General features: G+C 59.3%; 22 protein-coding genes and 2 pseudogenes. 16 read left to right on the top strand and 8 right to left on the bottom strand.

Features of this window, described 5'->3' with window-relative positions; all coding sequences use genetic code 11:
• The first annotated feature begins 3 nt into the window (after positions 1-3).
• The 4 genes from cysT to DTW90_RS26650 all read left to right on the top strand — a co-directional run bounded on the left by cysT (position 4) and on the right by DTW90_RS26650 (position 3,290).
• A complete protein-coding gene (cysT, locus tag DTW90_RS26665; RefSeq protein ID WP_149342261.1) occupies positions 4-861 on the top strand; it encodes a sulfate ABC transporter permease subunit CysT in 858 nt (285 codons plus the stop codon).
• Positions 851-1,723 carry a sulfate ABC transporter permease subunit CysW gene (gene cysW, locus DTW90_RS26660; protein WP_132524470.1) on the top strand — a complete coding sequence of 291 codons (873 nt, stop codon included), beginning with the start codon at positions 851-853 and terminating at the stop codon, positions 1,721-1,723. The genes cysT and cysW overlap by 11 nt, the downstream gene beginning before the upstream one ends.
• Before the next feature lie 11 nt (positions 1,724-1,734).
• Positions 1,735-2,784 (top strand): sulfate/molybdate ABC transporter ATP-binding protein, encoded by a 1,050-nt coding sequence (locus DTW90_RS26655; protein ID WP_132524471.1) that lies wholly within the window; start codon positions 1,735-1,737, stop codon positions 2,782-2,784.
• A gap of 86 nt (positions 2,785-2,870) precedes the next feature.
• Positions 2,871-3,290 (top strand): CopD family protein, encoded by a 420-nt coding sequence (locus DTW90_RS26650; RefSeq protein ID WP_132524472.1) that lies wholly within the window; start codon positions 2,871-2,873, stop codon positions 3,288-3,290.
• Between the two features lie 16 nt (positions 3,291-3,306).
• On the opposite strand, the gene DTW90_RS26645 is transcribed toward DTW90_RS26650, so the two are convergent.
• From DTW90_RS26645 to treZ, 3 genes are all read right to left on the bottom strand, one after another.
• Positions 3,307-4,167, bottom strand: a complete 861-nt coding sequence (locus DTW90_RS26645; RefSeq protein WP_132524473.1) for an endonuclease/exonuclease/phosphatase family protein — start codon at positions 4,165-4,167, stop codon at positions 3,307-3,309.
• 110 nt (positions 4,168-4,277) lie between these two features.
• Complete coding sequence (locus DTW90_RS26640) at positions 4,278-5,741, bottom strand: phosphatidylserine/phosphatidylglycerophosphate/cardiolipin synthase family protein (protein WP_149342350.1); 1,464 nt, start codon at positions 5,739-5,741, stop codon at positions 4,278-4,280.
• Between the two features lie 104 nt (positions 5,742-5,845).
• Entirely contained in the window at positions 5,846-7,681 is a 1,836-nt protein-coding gene (gene treZ / locus DTW90_RS26635) for a malto-oligosyltrehalose trehalohydrolase (RefSeq protein ID WP_149342259.1), read from the bottom strand.
• Between the two features lie 430 nt (positions 7,682-8,111).
• Here treZ and DTW90_RS26630 point away from each other — a divergent pair, with 430 nt between their 5' ends.
• The 4 genes from DTW90_RS26630 (at position 8,112) to DTW90_RS26615 (ending at position 10,465) form a co-directional block, all read left to right on the top strand.
• A complete protein-coding gene (locus DTW90_RS26630) occupies positions 8,112-8,390 on the top strand; it encodes a DUF2934 domain-containing protein (protein WP_132524476.1) in 279 nt (92 codons plus the stop codon).
• 195 nt (positions 8,391-8,585) lie between these two features.
• Positions 8,586-8,876, top strand: coding sequence for a DUF3175 domain-containing protein (locus DTW90_RS26625; RefSeq protein WP_149342257.1), 291 nt, complete (start codon positions 8,586-8,588; stop codon positions 8,874-8,876).
• Positions 8,877-8,915: 39 nt separating this feature from the next.
• The gene (locus DTW90_RS26620; protein ID WP_149342255.1) at positions 8,916-9,641 is read left to right on the top strand and encodes a glutathione S-transferase; all 726 of its coding nucleotides are present in this window, start codon (positions 8,916-8,918) and stop codon (positions 9,639-9,641) included.
• A 20-nt stretch (positions 9,642-9,661) separates the two neighbouring features.
• Entirely contained in the window at positions 9,662-10,465 is an 804-nt protein-coding gene (locus DTW90_RS26615; RefSeq protein ID WP_132524479.1) for a Ku protein, read from the top strand.
• Here the strand turns inward: DTW90_RS26615 and ligD are convergent.
• The 4 genes and pseudogenes from ligD to DTW90_RS26595 form a co-directional block, all read right to left on the bottom strand.
• Positions 10,462-12,993, bottom strand: a complete 2,532-nt coding sequence (gene ligD / locus DTW90_RS26610; protein WP_149342253.1) for a DNA ligase D — start codon at positions 12,991-12,993, stop codon at positions 10,462-10,464. The genes DTW90_RS26615 and ligD overlap by 4 nt on opposite strands.
• Before the next feature lie 3 nt (positions 12,994-12,996).
• A complete protein-coding gene (locus DTW90_RS26605) occupies positions 12,997-13,842 on the bottom strand; it encodes a Ku protein (protein WP_149342252.1) in 846 nt (281 codons plus the stop codon).
• 70 nt (positions 13,843-13,912) lie between these two features.
• Positions 13,913-14,050 (bottom strand): annotated as a pseudogene (locus DTW90_RS26600) (DUF2188 domain-containing protein); the annotation flags it as partial.
• 18 nt (positions 14,051-14,068) lie between these two features.
• Positions 14,069-14,323 carry a hypothetical protein gene (locus DTW90_RS26595; RefSeq protein ID WP_132524483.1) on the bottom strand — a complete coding sequence of 85 codons (255 nt, stop codon included), beginning with the start codon at positions 14,321-14,323 and terminating at the stop codon, positions 14,069-14,071.
• Positions 14,324-14,528: 205 nt separating this feature from the next.
• Between DTW90_RS26595 and DTW90_RS37255 the strand changes: the two genes are divergently transcribed.
• Complete coding sequence (locus DTW90_RS37255; protein ID WP_188080060.1) at positions 14,529-14,669, top strand: hypothetical protein; 141 nt, start codon at positions 14,529-14,531, stop codon at positions 14,667-14,669.
• An 11-nt stretch (positions 14,670-14,680) separates the two neighbouring features.
• Here the strand turns inward: DTW90_RS37255 and DTW90_RS26590 are convergent, their stop codons facing one another.
• A complete protein-coding gene (locus DTW90_RS26590) occupies positions 14,681-15,013 on the bottom strand; it encodes a hypothetical protein (protein ID WP_149342250.1) in 333 nt (110 codons plus the stop codon).
• A gap of 287 nt (positions 15,014-15,300) precedes the next feature.
• Here DTW90_RS26590 and DTW90_RS26585 point away from each other — a divergent pair.
• The 7 genes and pseudogenes from DTW90_RS26585 to DTW90_RS26555 all read left to right on the top strand — a co-directional run.
• Positions 15,301-15,498, top strand: a pseudogene (locus tag DTW90_RS26585) (hypothetical protein); the annotation flags it as partial.
• Between the two features lie 144 nt (positions 15,499-15,642).
• A complete protein-coding gene (locus DTW90_RS26580) occupies positions 15,643-17,004 on the top strand; it encodes an amidase (protein WP_188080059.1) in 1,362 nt (453 codons plus the stop codon).
• A gap of 333 nt (positions 17,005-17,337) precedes the next feature.
• The gene (locus DTW90_RS26575; RefSeq protein WP_149342244.1) at positions 17,338-18,867 is read left to right on the top strand and encodes an ABC transporter substrate-binding protein; all 1,530 of its coding nucleotides are present in this window, start codon (positions 17,338-17,340) and stop codon (positions 18,865-18,867) included.
• 193 nt (positions 18,868-19,060) lie between these two features.
• Positions 19,061-19,795: a FadR/GntR family transcriptional regulator gene (locus DTW90_RS26570; RefSeq protein ID WP_149342242.1), complete on the top strand. Its 735-nt coding sequence runs from the start codon at positions 19,061-19,063 to the stop codon at positions 19,793-19,795.
• 83 nt (positions 19,796-19,878) lie between these two features.
• Positions 19,879-21,387, top strand: coding sequence for an ABC transporter substrate-binding protein (locus DTW90_RS26565; protein WP_149342240.1), 1,509 nt, complete (start codon positions 19,879-19,881; stop codon positions 21,385-21,387).
• 58 nt (positions 21,388-21,445) lie between these two features.
• The gene (locus DTW90_RS26560; protein WP_132524489.1) at positions 21,446-22,393 is read left to right on the top strand and encodes an ABC transporter permease; all 948 of its coding nucleotides are present in this window, start codon (positions 21,446-21,448) and stop codon (positions 22,391-22,393) included.
• Positions 22,390-23,274: an ABC transporter permease gene (locus DTW90_RS26555; RefSeq protein ID WP_149342238.1), complete on the top strand. Its 885-nt coding sequence runs from the start codon at positions 22,390-22,392 to the stop codon at positions 23,272-23,274. The genes DTW90_RS26560 and DTW90_RS26555 overlap by 4 nt, the downstream gene beginning before the upstream one ends.
• The last annotated feature ends 8 nt before the right edge of the window (positions 23,275-23,282 follow it).

Below are 23,282 nucleotides of genomic sequence, written 5' to 3'. Positions count from 1 at the left end.
TTAATGCCTGTAGCAGCCCGCAAGCGATGGCGGTTCAGACAGCCGAGCGTCATTCCTGGATTTGGAATGGCGCTCAGCCTCACTTTGATCTGGCTCATCCTCATCGTCCTTATTCCCCTCTCCGGTCTGGCCTGGAAATCCAGCGCTCTCGGCTGGACCCAATTCTGGTCGATCGCCTCGGATCCGCGCACGCTCGCGGCATTGCGGATGAGCTTCGGCGGCGCATTGATCGCCGCCGTGGTCAACGCGATCTTCGGCGTTATGCTCGCCTGGGTTCTGGTGCGCTATCGCTTTCCGGGAAAGCGCATCATCGATGCCATGGTCGACCTGCCGTTTGCTTTGCCGACAGCTGTTGCCGGTATCGCACTGACGACGCTCTACGCACCCAACGGCTGGATCGGCCAATTTCTGACGCCTCTCGGCATCAAGGTCGCATTCACGCCGACGGGCGTTGTCATTGCCCTGATCTTCGTCGGATTGCCCTTCGTGGTCCGCACGGTTCAGCCCGTCATGGAAGAGATCGACATAGAGGTGGAGGAAGCCGCCGCCACGCTTGGCGCCAATCGCTTCCAGACGATCACGCGCGTTCTCCTGCCTGGGCTGGCGCCGGCTGTGATGACCGGTTTTGCGCTTGCCTTTGCTCGCGCCGTCGGCGAATACGGATCGGTGATCTTCATCGCCGGCAACCTGCCCTATGTCTCCGAGATCGCACCGCTCCTGATCGTCATCCGGCTGGAGGAATATAATTATTCCGCCGCAACCGCGATCGCCGCGCTGATGCTGGTCATCTCCTTTGCCTTACTTCTTGTCATCAATCTCATCCAGTCCTGGAGCAGACGGAGGTACGGCTATGGCGCATGATCTTACCTCGACGCCGCAAAAACTTCATTCCGCCGTGACCGAGCGCATGTTCGCCCGCTGGACTCTGGTCATCATCTCGTTCGTCTTTCTCGCGCTGATCCTGCTTCTGCCGCTGGCGGCGGTCTTCGTGGAAGCTTTCCGCAAGGGCATCGGAGAATATTTCAGCTCCCTTCAGGACCCCGAGACATTCTCCTCCATTCGCCTGACATTGATCGTGGCGGGTATCAGCGTCCCGCTTAATCTCGTCTGCGGCGTTGCGGCCGCATGGGCGATCGCCAAGTTCGAGTTCAAGGGCAAGGCTTTCCTGACGACCTTGATCGACCTGCCGTTCTCGGTCTCGCCTGTTATCGCCGGCCTGGTCTTCGTGCTGCTCTTCGGATCCAACAGCCTGCTGGGACCATGGCTCGAGGCCCATAACGTCAAGATCCTCTTTGCCGTGCCGGGTCTCGTGCTGGCAACGATGTTCGTGACCTTCCCCTTTGTCGCCCGCGAGCTGATCCCGCTGATGCAGGAGCAAGGAACGGCGGATGAGGAAGCGGCACTTTCGCTTGGCGCCAGCGGCTGGCAGACTTTCTGGCATGTCACGCTGCCGAACATAAAATGGGGCCTGCTCTACGGCGTTCTGCTCTGTAACGCCCGCGCCATGGGCGAATTCGGCGCCGTATCGGTCGTTTCGGGCCACATCCGCGGCGAGACCAACACCATGCCGCTGCAGGTCGAAATTCTCTATAATGATTACAATTTCGCAGGCGCCTTTGCCGTGGCGAGCCTTCTCGCCCTGCTTGCGCTGGTGACGCTCGTACTCAAGACGCTGCTGGAATTTCGTTTCAGCGAAGAAATCGCTGCCAGCCGGCGTCACTGAAGGATTGATTGATGGAAGTTCGCGTTCAAAATTTGCGCAAGGAATTCGGCCGCTTTCCGGCGCTTCACGATGTTTCCCTCGATATCCAGTCCAGTGAATTGATCGCTCTTCTCGGCCCCTCGGGATCCGGCAAGACGACGCTGCTGCGATTGATCGCAGGGCTTGAATCGCCGACCGAGGGCCAGATCTTCTTCGGCAGCGAGGATGCATCGAAAAAGACGGTGCAGCAGCGCAACATCGGCTTCGTCTTCCAGCATTACGCACTCTTCCGCCATATGACAGTGCTGGAAAACATATCCTTCGGTCTCAAGGTACGGCCTTCGTCCCGACGCCCGACGCGATCGGAAATTCGCCGCCGCGCTCTCGAATTGCTCGATCTCGTCCAACTCGCTGGCCTGGAAAAGCGTTATCCGGCGCAGCTTTCCGGCGGCCAACGGCAGCGTGTGGCGCTTGCGCGGGCGATGGCAGTTGAACCAAATGTGCTGCTCCTTGACGAACCCTTCGGCGCGCTCGACGCCCAAGTCCGCAAGGATCTGCGCAAGTGGCTGCGCGAGATTCACGACCGAACAGGGCATACGACTGTCTTCGTTACCCACGACCAGGAAGAGGCGCTGGAACTCGCCGATCGCGTGGTCGTGCTGAACAAGGGCGCTATCGAGCAGGTCGGCACGCCCGACGAGATCTATGATTCACCCGTCTCGCCCTTCGTCTATGGCTTTATCGGCCAGTCCAATTGCCTCGACGTTCGCGTGACTGACGGCGAGATCTGGTTTGAGGACCGCCCCCTGGGGCTGACGACGCGCAGCGAACCGGATGGCGAAGCTCAGCTCTATTTCCGCCCACATGACGTCGAGCTTCGCGAAGGATGCTCCGGCTGCATTGCCGGCCTTCATGTCGCCAGCCGCCGCGTTGCCGGCACTCGCCATATCGAAATCGATATCGGCGCCCGCCACAACCACGTCGAGATCGAATTGCCGCCGGACAAAGCCGGCGGTCTCGACAAGAGCCGTATCGCCTTCCGTCCGACGCGTTGGAAGCTGTTTCGAGCCAAACCGGAATGAGGCATAAAGCCGGGTTGCTATCGGCGATCCGGCGGCTATCTTTGCGCCGTCTCTGAATCCACGGGAGGTCTGTGACGGTGTTTTATATGTACTTGAAAGCGGCGCACGTCATCGTGGTCGTGACCTTGCTCGGCGGCATGCTGCTGCTCGCTTTCACGCTCTCAATCGCGTCCGGTGGCCTGGGAGGATTGAGCGATCGAGAGGCTCAATTCATTCGCCGCGTTCAGCGCTGGGACCGCATGGTTACAGCGCCCGCGCTCGGCCTTGTCTGGATCATCGGCATATCGCTCATGAGCCTGGGGCAGTGGTACTCGTCCGTCTGGCTGATGATCAAGATCGTGCCGGTTCTGATCCTCTCGGCACTGCACGGCATGGAGTCCGGCGCCTTGCGACGGTTGGCGAACGGCAAGATCATGCAGCCTCCGCTGATCGTGCGTCATGCAATCGCTGTTATCGCCATATGCTTCATCATTATCGCCGTGCTGGCCGTCGCCAAACCAATCTAACCGTTTCTGAGACCCCTCACGAGAGGCCGCCTGCCGACTTCTGCGATGGTTCCTCATCCGCTATTTCGGCATGCGCTGCCTCGAGACTGACCATCGCCTTGATCGGCAAATGGTCCGATGCGATGCGGGCCAAGGGCGAAGCATGGACTTCGACGGTCGAGACCAGACCCCGGCGGTTGGCCATGATGCGGTCCAAGGCGAGCATCGGCAGCCCCGCGGGAAAGCTCGGCACCGCTGCCGGCAGCGGCCCGAAGGCTGACTGGAAAGTATTGAGTGACGAGCGATCGCCGAGACGCCACTCATTGAGATCACCAAGCAGGATAGTCGGCGTCTTCTCACCCCGGCTGTTCATCAGGTCGATGATCATGCGGGCCTGCTGGGCTCGCGAGCGCCGCAACAGACCCAGATGGGCGGCGATGACGCGAAGCGTCCCTCCCCGCGCCAACTCGATCTCAGCAATCAGCGCGCCCCGCGGCTCGAGCCCCGGCAGGTTTGCCTGGTGCACATCGCGCAGCTTGCCCTGCTTGAAGAGGATCACATTGCCGTGCCACCCGTGCGCCTTGAGCGCCCCGGAAACGGGTACGGGAACGAGGCCGGTCTCGCGCTCCAGACGATGGAGATCGAGCAGGCCCGTGCGCTCGCCAAAACGGCTGTCCGCTTCCTGCAAAGCCATGACATCCGCATCGATCTCGTGAATGACGCGGCTGATCCTCTCCGGATCGAAACGACCGTCGGTGCCAACGCATTTGTGCACATTGTATGAAGCTATGAGCGTACCGGTAGGATGCGTTTTCCCTGTCGAATAGCTTTGGGGGCGCTTCCTGCCTTTTATGGACTCGATGATGCTTGCGCGGAGGCTCTCACGTTTTTTCTGCATCTGTCCGCTGACCGTTTCCGTTGTCGAAGAATGCGACGGAGCTATTGATTGATACTATCGCGCGGCAATCGAGTCCGCCATACCGATCGCTCGCCACCTATTAACGCAGCTCACAGGTAAGGCGATCCAAGCCACAGGATTCTTTCGAGCAGGCGCACGGCGAATGGCCGGGCTCTCAACGCGGCGAGTTCCACCGGCTTGGCCGTTCGCAATGCGGCTTCGATATGCTCCTCGATCTTGCCGGCAAAACCCCGATCGAGGACCTCAAGATCGACCTCAAAATTGAGACGAAGCGAGCGCGGATCCAGGTTGGATGAGCCGACATAAGCCCAGGTTCCATCGATCGTCAGCAGCTTCGAGTGATTGAACGCGCCTTCGGCGCGCCAGATACGGCAATAGTTCTTCAGGATCTGGTCAAACTGCGCTGTCATTGCCCGGTCGACCAGCACCAAATTATTCGCAGCCGGTACGACGATATCCACCTCCACGCCTCGCCGGGCGGCCGTCACCAGGGCACTGATCAACTCCCGGTCGGGCAGGAAATAGGGCGACATGATACGGATCGAACTGCGCGCCACCGAAAAGGCGCCTATCAGCATCCTGTGATTGGTCTCAACGCTCCGGTCCGGCCCTGAGGCAATCACCCGCATGAGCACTGGCGCTCCGGGCTGTGTGGCTGGTGTCGGAACAGTCCAGTGCTCGCCGCGAAGCACTTCGCCGGTCGCAAAACGCCAGTCTTCCGCAGCAATGTGAAAGAGATCGGCAACCACGGGGCCGGTGACGCAGAAATGCGCATCGTGCGCGTAGTTCGCCCCGGCAAACTCGTGTGTGAACCCCTGCCGAATATTCATGCCGCCGGTAAAGGCAATACGCCCGTCAACGACCAGAATCTTCCGGTGCGTGCGCAGGTTCGCATAGGGTAGCCGCAACCCCATGATGACGTTGCCATTGAAGACGTCGACCTGAACGCCCCCATCCTTCAGATGGCCCATAATGCTCGGCACCGAATAGCGGGCGCCGACCGCGTCGATCAGGACGCGAACGCTGACGTCGCGCTTGACCGCAGCGATCAAGGCGTCCGCGATCCTGAAGCCGATAGGGTCGCGATCGAAAATATAGGTCTCCAGCATGATGCTGCGCTCGGCACCATCAATAGCAGCCTTCATCGCCGCATAGGCCGCATCGCCATCTTCCAGCATTTCTATCGTGTTGCCGGTCATCAGCGGATGGCGGGCGACGCGGTCGCCGAGGATTTTCATCGCCCGAAAACGACCCCCATAGGTGCTGGCGACCGTCTCGTTATCGGCATCGAAATTCGTCAGATCCCCAAAGGCGTCTTTTTGGTAAAAGACATTGCGTTGGGAACTGATTGTTGCCCTGCGGATGCGGTTAACGCCGGCGATGGCATAAAGCACCGCGCCGACGATCGGCGACAAGAGGATGACGCCAACCCAGCCAGTGGCGGCGCGAACTTCCTCCTTGGTCATAGCGGCATGGATAGCTGCCGCTGCGCCCAGCACGATCGACAGGGCGGCAAGGATATGCGGCCAATAGGTGGATAAGAGATCAAACATATTCAAGGAGTATAGTCATGCCCCCGCGAGATCTACTCGTCTGAAAAGTGCAACACATTTAGCCGTTTAGAGCAACAACAGATCCCAGGTGATTTCGAATTTCCTCAACCTGCGTTCGCAAAAGCCGAATCGATCGCAAAAGCCACCGCCCGCGGCCCAAGCTTTCCCTCCGCCGTTTGGGCTTTCCCGGAAGGCGAGCCATTGTCAAAAATGACGACGCCGTCGAGCGGAGGAATCGCTCTCATTTCACTTGAGAGATTGGCCCGCAATTCCAGCTTGTGTTCGCCTGATGTCCAGGAGACAGCGACGACGTGATCCGGTGCCCTTAAGATCTCCGCCCTGACGTTGCCGCGCTTCAGTACGGGCACGACATAGCGCTGGCGCAATGTCAGCAGATTGCGAACCAGCCGTCGCCAGTGCTGCCCATGTCCAGTGTCGACCGATTGCCATTGCAGTTTCGATCGATCGAAGGTCGATTTGGCATTGGGATCGGGCAGATCGACGAGCGACTTCCCGTCCTTGATGCCGCCGAAACCCTCAGCTTCCGCCGCCCTGCCCTTGCGGACGATCTCACCGAGTTCGCCGGGATAGTCGCAGAAGAAGAAGAAAGGTTGCGTTTCCCCAAAATCCTCACCCATGAACAGGAATGGGATTTGTGGCGACAACAGCATGATCGATGTCAGCGCCTCGACCATGCCATCGTCCGCGAGGCTAAGGAGCCTTTCACCGAATGCCCTGTTGCCAATCTGATCGTGATTTTGCAGGAAATTTATAAAGGAGGCTGGCGGTAGAACCGCGTTGTTGCCAGGCTCTGACAGGGCACTGGCCGAGGCGGCGCCACGGTTGGGAAAAATGAATCCCTCGGCCAGCGATTTGGCCAGTTTTTCCGCAAGATCGGTCGAAAATGTCTTGTAGTGACCCGCTACTTCGCCGGTAGCGATTACATGGGCGACATGGTGAAAATCGTCGTTCCATTCCGCCGTATAGGTTTTTACTCCACCACCGGCATTGCGCGCCAGGACGCCCGTATCATTGCGTTGGTCTTCTACGACAAGATGGATTTCGCGATCAGGGAACGCCCCAAGCACTCTCTCTGCAATCTCGGTCAGGATATGCTTCGGAGAACTGTCATAGATCTGCTCGATCGCATCGAGGCGGAGCCCGTCCAGCTGAAACTCGCCGATCCAATAGAGCGCGTTGCCGACGAAATAGCGGCGCACGGCCTCCTGGCCGTAGTCGATCGCAGCTCCCCATGGGGTCTGCACATCGGCGCGGAAAAAGGCCGGCGCATACCTCGGCAGATAGTTCCCTTCCGGACCGAAATGATTGTAGACGACATCGAGCAGCACCATGATGCCATGAGCATGGGCGGCGTCTATGAAGGCCTTCATGTCGTCAGGTGTCCCATAAGCCGGGTGCGGGGCGTAGTGGAGGACACCGTCATAACCCCAGCCGCGCTTGCCGGAAAAATGGGCTACAGGCATGATCTCGATCGCCGTGAAACCACTCTCGGCAAGATGCAGCAGCCTTTCCATCGCAGCCCGGAATGTCCCTTCCGGCGTGAAGGTGCCGATATGCAGTTCGCAAATCACGGCCTCTTCCCAGGGTCTGCCGCGCCATTTTGTCTTCCATTCATAACTATCAGGCACCGTCAGCAGCGACGGCCCATCGACCGCTGAGAGCTGCGATCGCGAAGCGGGATCGGCCACGGCAAGACCGTCAGACAGGATGAATTGATATTCGCTTCCGAAGGGCGGTTTCGCGCATCGATGCTCGAACCAGCCGCCTTCCTTCGCCGTCATGGCAAATTCTTGTGAATCAAGCCGAATTCTCACCTCTTTTTCGTTGGGCGCCCATAATCGAAAGATCACATCGCCGTCATAGATCTCTGGTCCCCAGTGCGCTCGGATACCGGCCAAGTTGCGGTTCAGGCTCGTCATGCATTGGTCTCCCGGAACGTTCGCATCGGTCGATCGGACACTCTGGGCAAAGGAACAGTCAAACCGGCCAATGGTTCCTGTCTCCCTGCAATGTCCATAATTTTAACGCTAGCCGCGGATCGGCAGTCATTTTGAATTGAACCGGCAGACCGGTAGGCCCATACTCGCTGCGTCGCTGCTTCGCCTCCACACTTCTTTTTGCACAAGTCTAGGGATCTCGTCGGCAGGAGGTCGCAGCGGATTTTGTAAGCGTAGCGTTCGGAAGATGTGCCTTCCGTGGCCCAAGGGGCCTGTTTTCACATGCAAGCCCGCGTTTCAAGAACGGGCATTCACTTAATCAAGCATTGGCGTGCACAGGATGCCGCAGGCCAGGAACTTTCGGCATTTTGCAAAGTTAAGCGAAGTCCAGTCATGGGAACGGAGATAAGCGATGACGGAATCAAGGGACGAATGGATCAAAAAGCGGGCATACGCCATCTGGGAAGAAGAAGGTTATCCGACAGGTCGTGACGCAGCCCATTGGGAACAGGCAAGCAAAGAGCGCGCCTCGGTCGAAAAGACCTCTCCCCATGGCATCGAAGTCAAGCCAAAGGCAAAGCGTAAAACCGCGCCAAAGGTGGCGGTTGGCAGCAACGGCGCTGCAGCTGCTGTAACGCAGGCAGTTGCCGCAAAACGCGCGCCGCGCAAGGCGCCCGCAGCAAAAGTCTGAGCATATCCTTCTTCGCCCCACAATTTCTCGATCCAAACTTTGCGATGGCCCGACGGTTCCCCGTCGGGCCATATCGTTTTGGGTCATTTCGGCGAAATTCTTCGGGATGGAACAATCCCGAGCGCAATGAATTTCATGTGCAGCGAAAAGCGAGGAACGGGAATTGATGCTCGCGAGCATCCAGGGACGATGACCATGGCCAAGTCGCAGAAGAAGAAATGGTCGCAGGACGTGACCGAAAACAGCGATGCGATGGACCTGAAGGAAGGTGTATTCAAATCGCACGATCCGAAGAAGATTGCGGACGCTCTGAAGCATTCAGCAGAGGCAAGTTCTCGACGCAAGTCCAGCCCCTTCCGATCGGCGATGTCGATGCTGAATTTCTACATCAATCGCGCGGGCAATCAGCTCGACAAAAAGCAGAAGAATAGGCTCGAAGAAGCGAAGAACGAGCTGCGTAAGGATTTCCATCGCAAGCCCAAATAGAACGTTCACCAGCAGCATATTGGACAAGGGACGATTTGGATGACCTATGAGCTATACTACTGGGACGGCATTCAGGGCCGTGGCGAGTTCGTGCGGCTCTCGCTTGAGGAAGCGGGAGCCGACTATGTCGACGTGACGCGCGGCCCGCAGGGCATGAGGGCTATGATGAAGATCATGGAGAGCCGGACCGAGCCCCATATCCCCTTCGCGCCGCCATTCCTTCGAGATGGCGACCGGATCATCTCTCATGTCGCAAATATCCTGATGTATCTTGGACCCAAGCTTGGGCTTGCCCCGGCGGATGAAGGGCTTCGGGCCGTCACACACGGACTGCAGCTGACGATCACCGATCTGGTCGCGGAGGTGCACGACACCCACCACCCGATCGCGACCTCCCAATATTTCGAGGACCAGAGGCAGGAAGCCAAGGCACGGTCTGCCGAATTCATCGACAACCGCATTCCGAAGTTTCTCGGTTATTTCGAACGTGTCCTGCAACAGAACCCGGAAGGACCGGAGCACATTGTCGGCAAGAGCCTGACCTATGTCGATCTGTCGCTCTTCCAAGTCGTCGAGGGGCTGCACTATGCATTTCCGCGCGGGATGCTCGGCTTTGCAACGAAATATCCGGCACTTGCAGCCCTGCACAGCTCAGTCCGCAAACGTCCCAGAATCGCAGATTACGTGAAATCCGAGCGGAGGCTTGCATTCAGCGAAGACGGCATCTTTCGGCATTATCCCGAACTGGACAAGGACGCCGCTTGAAGTGCGGCTGATGGAAACCCATGGCGCGACAGACCTTCTGGAAGGGATATCTCAAGCTCTCGCTGGTGACGGCATCGGTGTCGCTGACGCCTGCCACATCAGAGAGCACCAAGATTCGTTTCCATGTGCTGAACCGTGCCACCGGCAACCGCGTGGAAAGTCATTACGTCGACAAGGTGACTGGCAAACCCGTCGCCGACAAGGACCAGGCCAAGGGCTATCCGCGCGGCGAGGACGACTACGTCATCTTGGAAGACGACGAGATCGAATCCGTCGGGCTCGAGAGCACGCGGACAATCGATATCAGCACCTTCGTCCCACGCGGCTCCATCGACTGGATCTGGTATGAGAAGCCGCATTTCCTGACGCCGGAGGACAAGGTCGGCGTCGAGGCCTTCTGCGTGATACGCGAGGCGATGAGAGCGCAGAACGTGGTCGGCATTGCCCGCCTCGTGCTCTATCGCCGCGAGCGAGCGGTGTTGCTGGAACCTGACGGAAAAGGCATCGTTCTCTGGACCCTGCGCTATGGCGACGATGTCCGCGCGCCGGAAGGTGATTTCACCCTACACGGCAAGCCCGAGGCCGAGAGCATGACGCTCATGAAGAAACTGATCCAGGAGCGCACGCGCGACTGGTCACCCGATATGGCCGAAGACCCCGTGCAGGACCAGCTCTCGGACATCATCAAGGCCAAGAAGAAGGGTCGCAAGAAGGCGCCAGCGCCGAAGCCGGAACCGCCTCCCACAACAGGCAATGTCATCAACATCATGGACGCGCTGAAGAAGAGCATCGCCTCGGAAAATCGTGGTTCGAAACCGCGCTAGCCCTTCGCCTTCGGTTTGCCTGTCTGCAATGGCCCCGCTGCCTTGAAGAAGTTGCCCCAGGGGTCGCTCGAAAGCGCCTCCGGTCGCGCCGCCGCATTGTCGACCGTAAAATGGGCAGGGCCGATTTCCTTGCCGAGTTCATCCCACGACAGGGGCATAGACACGGCAGCGCCCGGACGAGCGCGGGTCGAATAGGCTGCGACGGCAGTGTTGCCGCGGCCATTGCGCAGGTAGTCGATGAAAATCTTGCCCTCGCGTTTGGCTTTGGTCGCGACCGAGAGATAGCGCTCCGGACTGTCCTTGCTCATCCCATCCGCAAGCGATTTCGCAAAGGCCTTGACCTCCTCCCAGCCTGCCCTCGGTTTGAGCGGCGCGACGACATGCAGGCCCTTGCCGCCCGAAGTCTTGACAAAGGAAGCAAGGTCGACCGCCGCAAAGCGAGCCTTGATCTCGCGAGCTGCATCGATAACCGCGCTCCATTCGACATCTTCGCCCGGATCGAGATCCATGGTGATCATGTCGGGTTTTTCCCAATTGTCGGTCGTCGTGCCCCAAGGGTGAATTTCAAGGACCGCGGATTGCACCAGCGCGATCAACCCATCGAAATCGATGATCCGCAACAGCTTCTCGCCATCCTTGTCTTTGGGATCGGTGATCTGTTCGATATGGGCATTGATGCCCTTCCAGGCATGTTTCTGGAAGAAGCGCTGGCCATCGATGCCATCAGGGCAACGCAGCAGCGCCAGGGGCCGGTTGACGACGAAAGGCTCCATATGCCGCCAGACCTGCGCATAGTAATTCGCAAGCCCTTCCTTGGTGACGCCTTCGTCCGGCCAGTATATCCGGTCGGGATGGGTGAGCGATACGCTCGCTTTCGGCAGGCTCGGTGCTGTTGTCTTTTCCATTTCGCGAACGATCTCTTTTGCCGGTTTATCCTCGCGCAAACCCCGGAAGGCAGCGTGGCGGAGATTACCGTCGCCCGACCAGGCGCGATACTCTACCTCGCCGACGAGTTCGGGCCTGACATAGACCAGCCCTCGCCGCTCTTCGGCAGTCAGCTTATCGTCGAAGGAACTTTCCTTTTGCTCCATTGCCGAGAGCCGGAGATAAAGGTCCTGCGCCAGCGCCACTGTGTAACCGGTGCCGACACGGCCGACATGGATAAGCTTGCCCTTTTCATAAACGCCCATGGCAAGCGAGCCGATCGCGTTCTTCAGCGTGGTTGAGGGCACATAGCCGCCGATCACGAACTCCTGCCGCTGCGAGCATTTGGACTTGATCCAGCTGCCGGTGCGTCCGGATGTGTACTCACTGTTTCGATCCTTGGAGACGACGCCTTCGAGACTTAGCTGGCAGGCATGCTTTAGCACGAGACCGCCATCATCAACGAAATGGGTGCTATAGCGAAGCACCTCACCGTGCTCCGGCAGGAGCTTCTCCAGCAATTCCTTGCGCTCGATTAAGGGCACTGATCTCAGATCGTAGCCATCGAGATAAAGGAGATCGAACGCGTAGAAGATGAACCGATCGCTCCTGCCTTCGCTGAGATCATGCTGCAGGGCAGAGAAATCCGACGCGCCGGAATCGCGCTCGACGACAAGTTCACCGTCGATCAGCGCGGTCTTGGCCGGAAGCGCCTGCAATGCGGCAGCGACTGTCTTGCCGAACCGATCCGTCCAATCGAGGCCGCTGCGCGTCAGGAGCTTCAACTCTCCATCGTCCAGCCGTGCCTGAAGCCGATAGCCATCGAACTTGATCTCGTGAATCCAGTGCTCACCGGCAGGCGGTTTTGGCTTCAGTTTGGCAAGGACCGGCTCGACGAAATCAGGCAGAGCCGCCCTCTCCGCCCCCTTGGGCATGGTGGGTCTCCTTGCAACTTCAGGGGCTTTCTTTCGCGGCGAAACCGGCTTGGCTGAAGTGGCAGGTTTCTCGGCTCTCTTTGCCCTGGAGTTCCAGGTCTTTTCCGGCGCTTCGGCGACTTCATCGAGGCTGCGACCGGTCTTTGCGGAATCGGGCATCTGCTCGAGTATGTCCTCGCCGTCGTGGCGTGCCTCGGCGTCGTCACCTTTTATCAGCAGCCAGTTGTCGTGCTTCTCATCGCTGCGTCCGGCCATGCGGACAAGGTGCCAGCGGCCATGCAGTTTCTCGCCGTCCAGCTCGAAATCGAGATGGCCCTTGGCATAACCCTTTTTCGCATCACCGATCGGCTTCCAGGTGCCACGGTCCCAGACGATAACCGTGCCGCCGCCATATTGGCCTTTCGGGATAGTGCCTTCGAAGTCTCCGTAGTCGAGCGGATGATCCTCGACATGGACGGCGAGCCGCTTGTCCTCGGGATTGAGGCTTGGGCCGCGGGTCACCGCCCAGCTTTTCAGGACGCCGTCCATTTCAAGACGGAAATCGTAGTGCAAGCGCGTCGCATCGTGCTTCTGGATGACAAAGCTCGATCCCGCCTGATGGTGCGCGCGACCTCGTGGCTCCGGCGTCCTCTTGAAATCCCGCTTCGAATGGTATGTTTCGAGGGCCATGGCTCATCCCGCCTTTCGTTGGCGCTGTGCACCCGCAGGCGGCTTGCCCTTGGGCGCGCCCCCCTTGCCCTTGCCGCCGAGCCCCGCGCTCTCGCGAAGAGCCTGAAGCAGATCGACGACCTTTTCTTCCTTTGCGGGCTTCCCCTTCGGAAGCGGCTTGCCTTCGATCTTGGCTTTCACCAATTCGACAAGAGCAGCCTCGTAACGATCCTCATAGGCTGCGGGTTTGAACTCACCCTGCTTGGTGCCGATGATATGGCCGGCAAGATCCAACATCTCGTCGGTTATCTTGAGATCGGGAATGGCTTTAAATGCCTCTTTGGCGGAACGAACCTCATAGTCGAAATTGAGCAGTGTCGCGACCAGCCCGTCTTCGTGGGGACGAATGAGCATGGTGCGATAGCGGCGAAAAAGCACCGCCCGCGCAAGCGCTGTCACTTTTCTTGCCCGCATCGCCTCGGCGATCAGCGCCAGAACCTCATCGCCCTCGCCCGGACCAGCCGCGAGGTAGTATGGCCGCTCGAAGAAGAGCTTGTCGATATCGTCGCTGTCGATGAAGCTCTCGACCGTGAGCGTCTTGTCGCCATGGGGCGTGATGGATGCGATCTCATCATCTTCGATCATGATGTAATCGCCCTGTTCGAGCCGATAGCCCTTGACCTGATCATCGCGCGAGACGGGTTTGCCCGTCTCGCTGTCGACGAATTGCCGCTCGACGCGATGGCCGGTCTTGCGGTTGATGATATTGAACGACAGGCGATCCGCTGAAGAGACGGCCGTATAGAGGGCGACAGGGCAACTCAACGCCTCGATCATCAGAAACCCTCTCCAGCTTGCACGTGTCGTCATGCACCAGCCCCTCGTTTATCGATTATCTCGTTCTCGCCGCATGCTCGCGGACGCTCACGTCTTCCACGTCCAGCTTCTGGCGCGCCGCCGCGCTTTTTGCGCCTTCGATGGCGTCCTCGCGATAGGCATAAGTCTCGGAGAGAGTATTTCCGAGCTTGTAAGCCCAGCCGCCGTCGTGGCGGACGATTTCATATGTGACGTAGGTCATGAAATTACTCCTCTTTCCTCAATGTTTGCGCCTGCTTCTATCAAGCGCGATGAGCTTCTCGAGCGCCGCCACATCCTCACTGGTGACGACCGGAACAGGATCGCCGGCAATTGCCTCAAGCACCTCGTTAGACAGTCCCCCGTTACGGATGACCCATTCGAGCGTTTCGCGGGTTTCCCGCTCTGCCTTCAGCTGTGCGTAAAGCGCGATGATCAGCCGATCGCGCGGATCCATCTTCTCTTTCGGTCGGTCGATTTTGCGGATTCCAGGCATGCATTTTCCTCGAGCTTAAACTCACGAATTCAACTTTTTCTCCGGCAAAAGGTTCCTCCTCCACCGGCCTCGAAGGGAACCTTTCGCCCGGCTTCGTTGTTCGACAGAACGATCCAACGTTTGCAGGGCAAACAAGGAAAGAAGAAAGCCATGCGATCGCATCAAACTAGGGTCGTCGACGGATATCAGACTCAGTGAGTTCCAGTTGAGAACACTTCTTCTTCTCATCATTGCCGGAATGATCGCGTCGGTCCTCAGCATCGTCGTCATCAAGCCCTTCGTGTCGGGTGGCGACCAGCAATCAAGCGAGCCACCCAAGACGATAGAACAATCCGAGCCGCGATGACGGTCTCGCCGTTATTTGCTTTCTGGTTGGCCCTGGCCGTTCGGGACATCGCCAGGCGGAATGACTGGCGTCTTCCCGCCCTCAGGGGCCGGCGTCACCATGCCGCTGTCTCCCGTTGCCGGCGGTTGAAGTATCCCGGAGCAATCCGCAAGCTTGCTGCTATCGATACCGTTTGTTGCTGCGGCCTCGCCATTTTCCTTCTTCGCCTGCTGTTGATGTTGCGGTGCCTTGCATCTCTCGCTTTGCGGAGCCTGCTGTGCAAACGCAACGCCTGCCAAGGCGAAGGTTGATAGAAATGCGGCTCCAAGCGCTAATTTTCTTGCCCATTTTGGCGGGTTTCTCATCGTTGATCTCCTTGCTTCATGGAGTTCAACGGGACATTTTCCGGAAAGGTTCCTAAAAAAGCGGACGTGAGAAACGCTAAATGCGGCCCCAGGAACCTATCTCGAGATAGTCGGGGGTGGCCAATTCGTCTCCGGTCCCGGAACCTTCGCAGCCTGTGGCAGTTTGGAAGACCAAACTCTCTGTAATCCGACCTTTGAAGGAGGCACCCATGGGCAAGACCAGAATTCATCCTGAGCAGGACCCCGCAGAGGGAGCAGACGATATTGTCGAGCACGAGCTCGAACGTGCCGAAAAGAAAGCCGATCAACGTCTGCAGGATGAGGCGGATCGACCTGACGATGAGACGGTTGAGCCCGACGACCTCCCGAATTTCGACGCGATGCGGGAGGCCGCCCGCGAACATAGCGATGCCTATATCGTCAAGAGCGATCTGGAGGACGTGGATCAACGCGAAGCGACGCCTGGCACGCGTGAGCAGGAATAACTCGCGCTTCCATTGGCGAAGGAAATCCGCGTCGAATTCCAGCTTTTCAACTGTTCTAATCTAATGGACACTTGTCGACCCACAGTTCCGTGCCATAGCTTGTTCCAGAGGAACAGGCCGGCGGCGGACAAAGGGGGAATCGAGGTGGATAATACGCAGCCCGGTTCGGATGAGGACATCGGTTTTCTCGGCGTGCAGGAATTGGGCGCTCGATATCGCGACGGTTCGCTGTCGCCTGTGGATGTCGTCGAGCAGGCGCTCGCCCGTCTCGAGGATGCCGAACCGCACCTGAATGCAGTCGCCCACGTTATGAAAACGGCGGCGATGCGTGATCCGGAGCAGTTGGCGTCGGAGTTCCGCTCGGGACGGGATCTGGGGCCGCTTCACGGTGTGCCGGTTGCCATCAAGGATATCATCGAAGTACGCGATGCGCCGACCGGCTTTGGGAGCCGTGTCCGAAAGCCGGCCATCGCCAATGCCGACGCGCCGCTTGTCCGGCGACTGCGGGAAGCGGGCGCTATCATCCTCTGCAAGACCAATCTGCTCGAATACGCCTATGGCATCGCCCATCCCGATATCGGCCAGACGAACAACCCTCATGACACCGGCCGGACCTCGGGCGGATCGAGCGGTGGTTCGGCGGCGGTGGTTGCAGCCGGCATTGTCCCGCTTGCGGTCGGAACCGACACGGGCGGCTCGATCCGCATTCCCGCCTCCTATTGCGGTATCGTCGGATTGAAGCCGACTTATGGGCTTGTGCCCACCGAAGGCGTGTTCCCACTGTCGTGGAGCCTCGACCACGCCGGGCCACTCTCGCGCAGCGTCGCCGATACCGTGATCATGCTCGAATGCCTCTCGGGCAAACCCTTCTCGTTGTCACCGGCGTCTCTTGCCGACGTGCGGATCGGCGTCCTCGCCTATCATGCCGACAGTCGCGAACTGACCCCCACTGTAGCGCAAAACCTGCGGCACTCCATCGAGATCCTGAAAGCCCTGGGCGCGACCATCAAGGCAATCGACATCCCGGAGCTTTCCGCGGCAAATTCGCAGTTGCGGAAGATCATCAGGCCGGAAGCGTCCTTGATCCATGCCGAACTGCATGCTGAAAATCGGGAAGGCTATGCGCCGAGGACACGGGCGCAGGTCGAAGCGGGGTTTGAGGTCAGCGCGGTGGAATATCTGCAAGCGCAACAGTTCAGAGCAACACTCCGACAATCGATCGAAGACCGCTTCGCCGAGGTGGACGTCTTGCTGAGCCCAAGCGTTCCCTTCCCCGCCCCGATAGAAGATCCTGAATTCACCGAGGACGGCGAGGAGGGCGAAATGCTTTCAAGCGGTTTCGCCAACATGACGGGCCAACCCTCGATCAGCATTCCTTGCGGCATGGACGGTCACCTGCCGCTCGGTCTGCAACTTACCGGCGCATTTGGCGCAGACGGAAAACTTCTCCAAGCCGCACTCGCGGTCGAAGCTGCGCTCAACGCCTACCGCAGACCCTCCATCTAGGCATTTTTTAAGCACATCGCATCGGATTTCGGCGTTGCAACGGAACGCCTGGATATGCCCCGCTCGGATGTGAATTCAAGTGTTCTGCAACGCTAGAACATGAGCGCCAGGCATGACCGCCACGATATCAGCATCCTCGCATTCCGCGCAATCTGGTTGCAATATGCTCACATTCTTTGAAAGAAATTTCTAATATTATAATACATTGCACAAGATTTAGGCGCTGCACGATATTGTGCAGTGCTGTTCTCTTGTGATAGTACGCTTTCCATCGTGAAATGTTGGGACAATCGTAGGCGTTGCCGTTGGCAACCCGAAAGAGGGGTACTGACTATGCATTCACCAGTCCGCCGAGCCATCGGCGCAGCAGCCACTTTCCTTCTCGCAGCCCTCGTAACCACCGGCGTCTCGGCCGCGGATTTGCGCATCGGCCTGAGAGCCGATCCGGATGTCCTCGACCCGGCCCAAGGCGTATCGGTCGCCGGCCGCGTCGTCTTTGCGGCGATGTGCGACAAGCTGATCGACACGACTGCAGATGGGAAATACCAGCCGCAGCTCGCGACATCGTGGACCTGGTCTGCCGACAACCTGACCTTGACGGTGAAACTGCGCGAGCACGTCCTGTTCCAGGACGGCCAGGCCATGGATGCGGCGGCCGTAAAGACCAATCTCGACCGCTATCGCACCGATCCGATTTCCAAGCGCAAGACCGAGCTCAAACCGGTCGCAAGCGTGGATGTCGTCGACCCCTTGACCGTAGCCATCAAGCTCAAGGAGCCCTACGCGCCGCTGGTCAGCGTCCTGACCGATCGCGCCGGCATGATGATGTCCCCGGCAGCCCTTGCCAAGCAAGGCGCCAACATCGGCGATCATCCGGTTTGCGCGGGTCCCTTCCAGTTCGCCGAACGCGTCTCCCAGGATCACATCCTGCTCAAGCGATTCGATCAATATTGGAACCGCCAAGCGATCTTCCTGGATTCGGTCACCTATCGCATGATCCCCGATGACAGCGTGCGCCTGCTCAGCCTGCGGTCCGGCGATCTCGATCTCATCGAACGGCTTTCGCCGAGCGATATGGCCACGATCAAGGATGACAAGAGCCTCAAGGTCATTCAGGGCCCATCGACCGCCTTCGACCTGATCTCGATCAATGTCAATCACGGCGACAGTGCCAACAATCCGCTCGGCAAGAACGCCAAGGTCCGGCAGGCACTGGAGCTCTCGCTCGACCGGGACGCCTTGAACCAGGTTGCCTATGAGGGGCTCTTCGTACCGGCAAATCAGACGGAACCGGTCGGCACCCAATTCTACGATCAGTCGCATCCGCTGAAGGGTCGCGACATCGCAAAGGCAAAGGCGTTGCTTGCCGAAGCCGGCACGCCAAATCCGTCATTCACGCTCGCGGTTGCCAACAGTCCGATCCTTGAGCAGGTCGGCCAGATGATCCAGGCGATGGCGGCCGAGGCCGGTTTCGACGTGAAGATACAGACACTTGAATCGTCGACACTCGCCGCCAATTCCGACGCCGGAAAATACCAGGCGTCCATGGCGATCTGGAGCGGAAGACCCGATCCCGATGGTAATATCAGCCCTTGGGTCTCCTGCGACGGCTTCCTGAACTGGGGCCATTATTGCAATCCGGATCTAGACAAGGTTCTGTCCCAGGCGCGACAGACCACCAATGATCAGGAGCGCGCCAAGCTCTATGCCCAAGGCGTCGGCCTCTATCTCGCCGACATGCCTTTCATCACCCTCTATCACTACAAATCGCTTTGGGCAGCACGCAACAACATAGATGGTTTCGTTCCCTATCCGGACGGTCTCATCCGGCTGCAAGGCGTCAAGAAAACCTCGGGCAGCTGAGGCGATTGAAGCGACTGTTCGCACAGGAGAAAGGCGCGCCTGCGCCTTTCTCAAGCAAGTCTCCAACACGTCTTTAGGCGCATCGCACAAATATTGTGCACCTGCGAAATTGCACAAAAAAGCGCTTGACGCTCGCCTGTCATATGGACTTCTATTGGACCAATCGGAAATTGGTTCAGATAGTTTCAGCCTCATGACCACCAGCAACTTGCCGGAGAATTCGACCTACGCCCTGGAGCGTCTCCGGGGGCTGTTGAATTCCGGCGAGCTCGAAGCGGATGGCAACAGACTGCCGACCGAGCGGGCGCTTTCGGAGCTGTTCGGCGTCAGCCGTCGCGCCCTTCGACGGGCGCTCGAAGTGCTGGAGGCCGAGGGGCGCATCTGGCGCAAGCAGGGCTCGGGTACTTATGCCGGCGCCCGGCCGGACGGCTGGAGCGAGCATGTGAACTCGCTCGTGGCCGGCACCGACCTCATGGAAATCATGGAAGTTCGCTTGCGCATCGAACCGCAGCTTGCCCAGCTCGCGGCGATCCGCGCCAAGACCGACGAAGTCGAGCGCATGCATGAGCTGACCAAGAAGATCTATGAAAGCGACGATGCCGATGGTCGCGAATTGTGGGACGGCGCCCTGCACCGACTGATCGCACAGAGTGCCGGCAACCAGTTCTTCCTGACGATCTTCGATGTCATCAATCACGTCCGGCAGGATGAGGCCTGGCAAACCATTCGCGAATTGGCCCGCAGCAGCAACAGGACCCGCGAGCGCACCTATGTCCAGCATCGGGCAATCGTTGACGCGATTGCTGCCCGCGACCCGATGGGCGCGGCCGAAGCCATGCGCCAGCACCTCCTCCTGCTGCAGGAAAGCCTCGTTCGCGTGACCTCGTTCGACGCTCACTCGAAGGAGGGCCTTAACGAACCGGCCTGAAGGTACTCCACCGCGTTGACGCCATTGACGGCTGGAAGGGAAGCCAGCCGACCAAAGCAACAAATTAAAAACAGGGAACAGATATGAAAATCGCCAAGTTTCTAGCAACTCTCGCCGCCGGAGCCCTGGTCGCTCTGCCGGCCTTTGCCGTCGAATTGAAGATCGGCCTGCAGGACGATGCCGACGTGCTCGACCCAGCCCAATCGCGGACCTTCGTTGGCCGCATCGTTTATACTGCGCTCTGCGACAAGCTGGTGGACGTCACGCCTCAGCTCCAGTTCGTGCCGCAGCTTGCGACCGCCTGGAAGTGGTCCGCCGACGGCAAGGAGCTGACGATGACGCTACGCCAGGGCGTCAAGTTCCATGACGAAACGCCGTTCAACGCCCAGGCAGTTGTCGATGACATCCAGCGCAACATGACGATGCCGGAATCTCGCCGCAAGAGCGAGCTTTCGTCAGTCGCCAAGGTTGAGGCGACGGGCGAATACGAAGTGAAGTTCACGCTGAAGGCGCCGGATGTCACGCTGCTTGCGCAGCTGTCCGACCGCGCCGGCATGATGGTGTCGCCGACCGCCGCCAAGGCGGCAGGCGCCAAATTCGGCGACCACCCCGTCTGCTCCGGCCCGTTCAAGTTCGTCGAGCGCGTGCAGCAGGATCGCATCGTGCTCGAGAAGTTCCAGGATTACTGGAACAAGGACAATATCTTCATCGACAAGGTCACCTATCTCCCGATCCCGGATACGACGGTGCGTCTCGCCAACCTTCGCTCCGGCGACCTCGACATGATCGAACGCGTCGCGGCCTCCGACGTCGCAACCGTCAAGGCCGATCCCAAGCTCTCCTATGCCGACGCCGTCGGTACCGGCTGGCTCGGCATCTATGCCAATATCGGCAATGGCGATCGTTCCAAGAACCCGATGGGCCAGGACAAGCGTCTTCGCCAGGCCTTCTCGATGGCGATCGATCGCGAAGCAGCCATGCAGATCGTCTTCGACGGCACGGCGCTCGCCGGCAACCAGCCATTTGCGCCGAACAGCCCTTGGTTCGACAAGGATGTTCCGGTTCCGGCACGCGATGTCGACAAGGCCAAGGCGCTCGTAAAGGCCGCTGGCTTTGACCGCGTCCCCGTCGAAATTGCCGTCACCAACGATCCGGTCACGCTGCAGACGATGCAGATCATCCAGTCCATGGTGGCTGAAGCCGGCTTCGACGTGACGCTGAAGCCGACGGAATTCGCCACACTGCTCGACGCACAGACCGCCGGCAATTATCAGCTCAGCCGCTCGGACTGGTCGGGCCGTCCGGATCCTGATGGCAACATCCAGCAGTTCGTCACGACAGGCGCAGGCCTGAACGACTCCAAATACAGCAACCCCCAGGTCGACAAGCTGCTTGTTGAAGCAAGGCAATCTCAGGACAACGCGGTCCGCAAGCAGAAGTATGATGCTGCGGAGGCGATCATGAACGACGAACTGCCGATCATCTACATCGGCCACCAGGCATGGATCTGGGCTTACAAGAAGGGCGTTACCGGCTTCGTGCCCTCGCCCGATGGCATGATCCGCTTGGCCGGCGTCAAGAAGAGCGGCTAATCGCGCGTGCCGCGCGGGGAGCCTCCCCGCGCGGCCGATGTTCAGGTCAGGATTGCCCATGTATACCTACATCGGAAAGAGACTGCTCGTCGCCATACCGACGCTGCTGATCATCTCCGTCTTCGTCTTTTCGCTGCAGAAACTGCTGCCGGGTGATCCCATCCTGGCCATGGCCGGCGAGGAGCGCGACCCGCAGGTCATCGAATTCCTGCGCGAGAAATACCGGCTGAACGACCCTGTCGTCTATCAATACGGCTATTGGCTGGGTGCGGTCCTCAAAGGCGATCTCGGTATCTCGCTGCGCACCAACCAGCCTGTCCTCACGCTGGTTGCCGAAAAGCTGCCCGTGACGATCCAGCTTGCCGTCATGTCGATGTTCTTTGCCTTCGTCATCGGTATCCCGATGGGCATTCTGGCCGCCGTCAAGCGCAATACGGTCATCGATTTCCTCGCCAACCTGATTGCCTTATGCGGGCTGTCGATCCCGAATTTCTGGCTCGGCATCATGCTGATATTGCTGATCTCGGTGAACCTCGGCTGGCTTCCTGCGTCAGGCTACCAGCCCTTCTTCGATGATCCGCTGCAGTCGATCAAGACGATGCTGATGCCGTCCTTCGTGCTCGGCAACGCGCTCGCCGCAACCCTGATGCGCCACACGCGCTCCTCGATGCTGAGCGTGCTCAGCGCAGACTATATCCGCACCGCGCGCGCCAAGGGTCTGCCGGAAGCCGCAGTGGTTCTCTCACACACGTTCCGCAATGCCATGCTGCCGATTATCACCGTCAGCGCGCTGCTCTTCGGCGAACTGCTCGCAGGTGCTGTCCTGACGGAGCAGATCTTCACCATTCCGGGCTTCGGCAAACTGATCGTCGATGCGGTCTTCAACCGCGACTATGCGGTCGTGCAAGGCGTGGTTCTCTGCACCGCCTTCGGCTTCATCATGATGAACCTGATCGCGGACGTTCTCTACGTCCTCTTGAACCCCAGACTGAGGGCCGCACTATGACCGCGATAGAGCAAACCACGGCCATTCAGGCGGCTGCCGCAAGCCAACGCTCTCCGAACCGCGCCTGGCGTAAGCTGAAGGCCAACAAGGGTGCACTCGTCGGCCTTGTCATCATCGTCTTCTTCACCGCCCTGGCGATCTTGGCACCCGTCCTGCCTATCCCCGATCCCGTCGCCACCAGCTGGTCGGCGATCCGCAAGGCGCCCTCGGCCGCCCATTGGCTCGGTACGGACGATATCGGCCGCGACATTCTCTCGCGCATGATCTGGGGCGCGCGGGCCTCTCTCATGGCCGGCGTCTTCTCGGTGACGATCGCAGTCGTCATCGGCGTGCCGCTCGGCCTGATCTCCGGCTATTTCGGCGGCTGGGTGGACATGATCATTTCCCGCGTGACGGAAGCGTTTCTCGCCATGCCCTTCCTGATCACGGCGATCGCACTTGCCGCATTCCTGGGTCCGAGCCTCACCAATGCCATGATCGCGATCGGCCTTTCCGCCATGCCCGTCTTCATCCGGCTGACGCGCGGCCAGGTATTGGCCGTCAAGACGGAGGAATATGTCGAGGGCGCGCGGTCGATCGGTCTTCGCCATCTCAGCATCATCACCCGCTATATCCTGCCAAACGTCTTCGCGCCCATACTGGTGCAAGCGACGCTAACCATTGCGACCGCGATCATCGCCGAGGCGAGCCTTTCCTTCCTCGGCCTTGGCCAGCAGCCGCCAGCGCCCAGCTGGGGCTCGATGCTCAATGTCGCCAAGAATTTCTTGAGCCAGGCTCCCTGGATGGCGATGTGGCCGGGTGCCGCAATCTTTCTTGTCGTCATCGGCTTCAATCTTCTCGGCGACGGGCTGCGCGATGCGCTCGACCCGCGCGACGCCTGAATCTTTCG

Source organism: Neorhizobium sp. P12A (genome assembly GCF_008365395.1).
Lineage (GTDB): Bacteria > Pseudomonadota > Alphaproteobacteria > Rhizobiales > Rhizobiaceae > Rhizobium.
The sequence above is the reverse complement of the archived record's forward strand: the minus strand, read 5'-3'. Positions and strand labels throughout refer to the sequence as shown.

Excerpts from the sequence above, each read along its gene's own strand:
- cysT (WP_149342261.1), top strand. The coding sequence starts at position 4 with ATGCCTGTAGCAGCCCGCAAGCGATGGCGGTTCAGACAGCCGAGCGTC.
- cysW (WP_132524470.1), top strand. The coding sequence starts at position 851 with ATGGCGCATGATCTTACCTCGACGCCGCAAAAACTTCATTCCGCCGTG.
- DTW90_RS26655 (WP_132524471.1), top strand. The coding sequence starts at position 1,735 with ATGGAAGTTCGCGTTCAAAATTTGCGCAAGGAATTCGGCCGCTTTCCG.
- DTW90_RS26650 (WP_132524472.1), top strand. The coding sequence starts at position 2,871 with ATGTACTTGAAAGCGGCGCACGTCATCGTGGTCGTGACCTTGCTCGGC.
- DTW90_RS26645 (WP_132524473.1), bottom strand. The coding sequence starts at position 4,167 with ATGCAGAAAAAACGTGAGAGCCTCCGCGCAAGCATCATCGAGTCCATA.
- DTW90_RS26640 (WP_149342350.1), bottom strand. The coding sequence starts at position 5,741 with ATGTTTGATCTCTTATCCACCTATTGGCCGCATATCCTTGCCGCCCTG.
- treZ (WP_149342259.1), bottom strand. The coding sequence starts at position 7,681 with ATGACGAGCCTGAACCGCAACTTGGCCGGTATCCGAGCGCACTGGGGA.
- DTW90_RS26630 (WP_132524476.1), top strand. The coding sequence starts at position 8,112 with ATGACGGAATCAAGGGACGAATGGATCAAAAAGCGGGCATACGCCATC.
- DTW90_RS26625 (WP_149342257.1), top strand. The coding sequence starts at position 8,586 with ATGGCCAAGTCGCAGAAGAAGAAATGGTCGCAGGACGTGACCGAAAAC.
- DTW90_RS26620 (WP_149342255.1), top strand. The coding sequence starts at position 8,916 with ATGACCTATGAGCTATACTACTGGGACGGCATTCAGGGCCGTGGCGAG.
- DTW90_RS26615 (WP_132524479.1), top strand. The coding sequence starts at position 9,662 with ATGGCGCGACAGACCTTCTGGAAGGGATATCTCAAGCTCTCGCTGGTG.
- ligD (WP_149342253.1), bottom strand. The coding sequence starts at position 12,993 with ATGGCCCTCGAAACATACCATTCGAAGCGGGATTTCAAGAGGACGCCG.
- DTW90_RS26605 (WP_149342252.1), bottom strand. The coding sequence starts at position 13,842 with ATGACGACACGTGCAAGCTGGAGAGGGTTTCTGATGATCGAGGCGTTG.
- DTW90_RS26595 (WP_132524483.1), bottom strand. The coding sequence starts at position 14,323 with ATGCCTGGAATCCGCAAAATCGACCGACCGAAAGAGAAGATGGATCCG.
- DTW90_RS26590 (WP_149342250.1), bottom strand. The coding sequence starts at position 15,013 with ATGAGAAACCCGCCAAAATGGGCAAGAAAATTAGCGCTTGGAGCCGCA.
- DTW90_RS26575 (WP_149342244.1), top strand. The coding sequence starts at position 17,338 with ATGCATTCACCAGTCCGCCGAGCCATCGGCGCAGCAGCCACTTTCCTT.
- DTW90_RS26570 (WP_149342242.1), top strand. The coding sequence starts at position 19,061 with ATGACCACCAGCAACTTGCCGGAGAATTCGACCTACGCCCTGGAGCGT.
- DTW90_RS26565 (WP_149342240.1), top strand. The coding sequence starts at position 19,879 with ATGAAAATCGCCAAGTTTCTAGCAACTCTCGCCGCCGGAGCCCTGGTC.
- DTW90_RS26560 (WP_132524489.1), top strand. The coding sequence starts at position 21,446 with ATGTATACCTACATCGGAAAGAGACTGCTCGTCGCCATACCGACGCTG.
- DTW90_RS26555 (WP_149342238.1), top strand. The coding sequence starts at position 22,390 with ATGACCGCGATAGAGCAAACCACGGCCATTCAGGCGGCTGCCGCAAGC.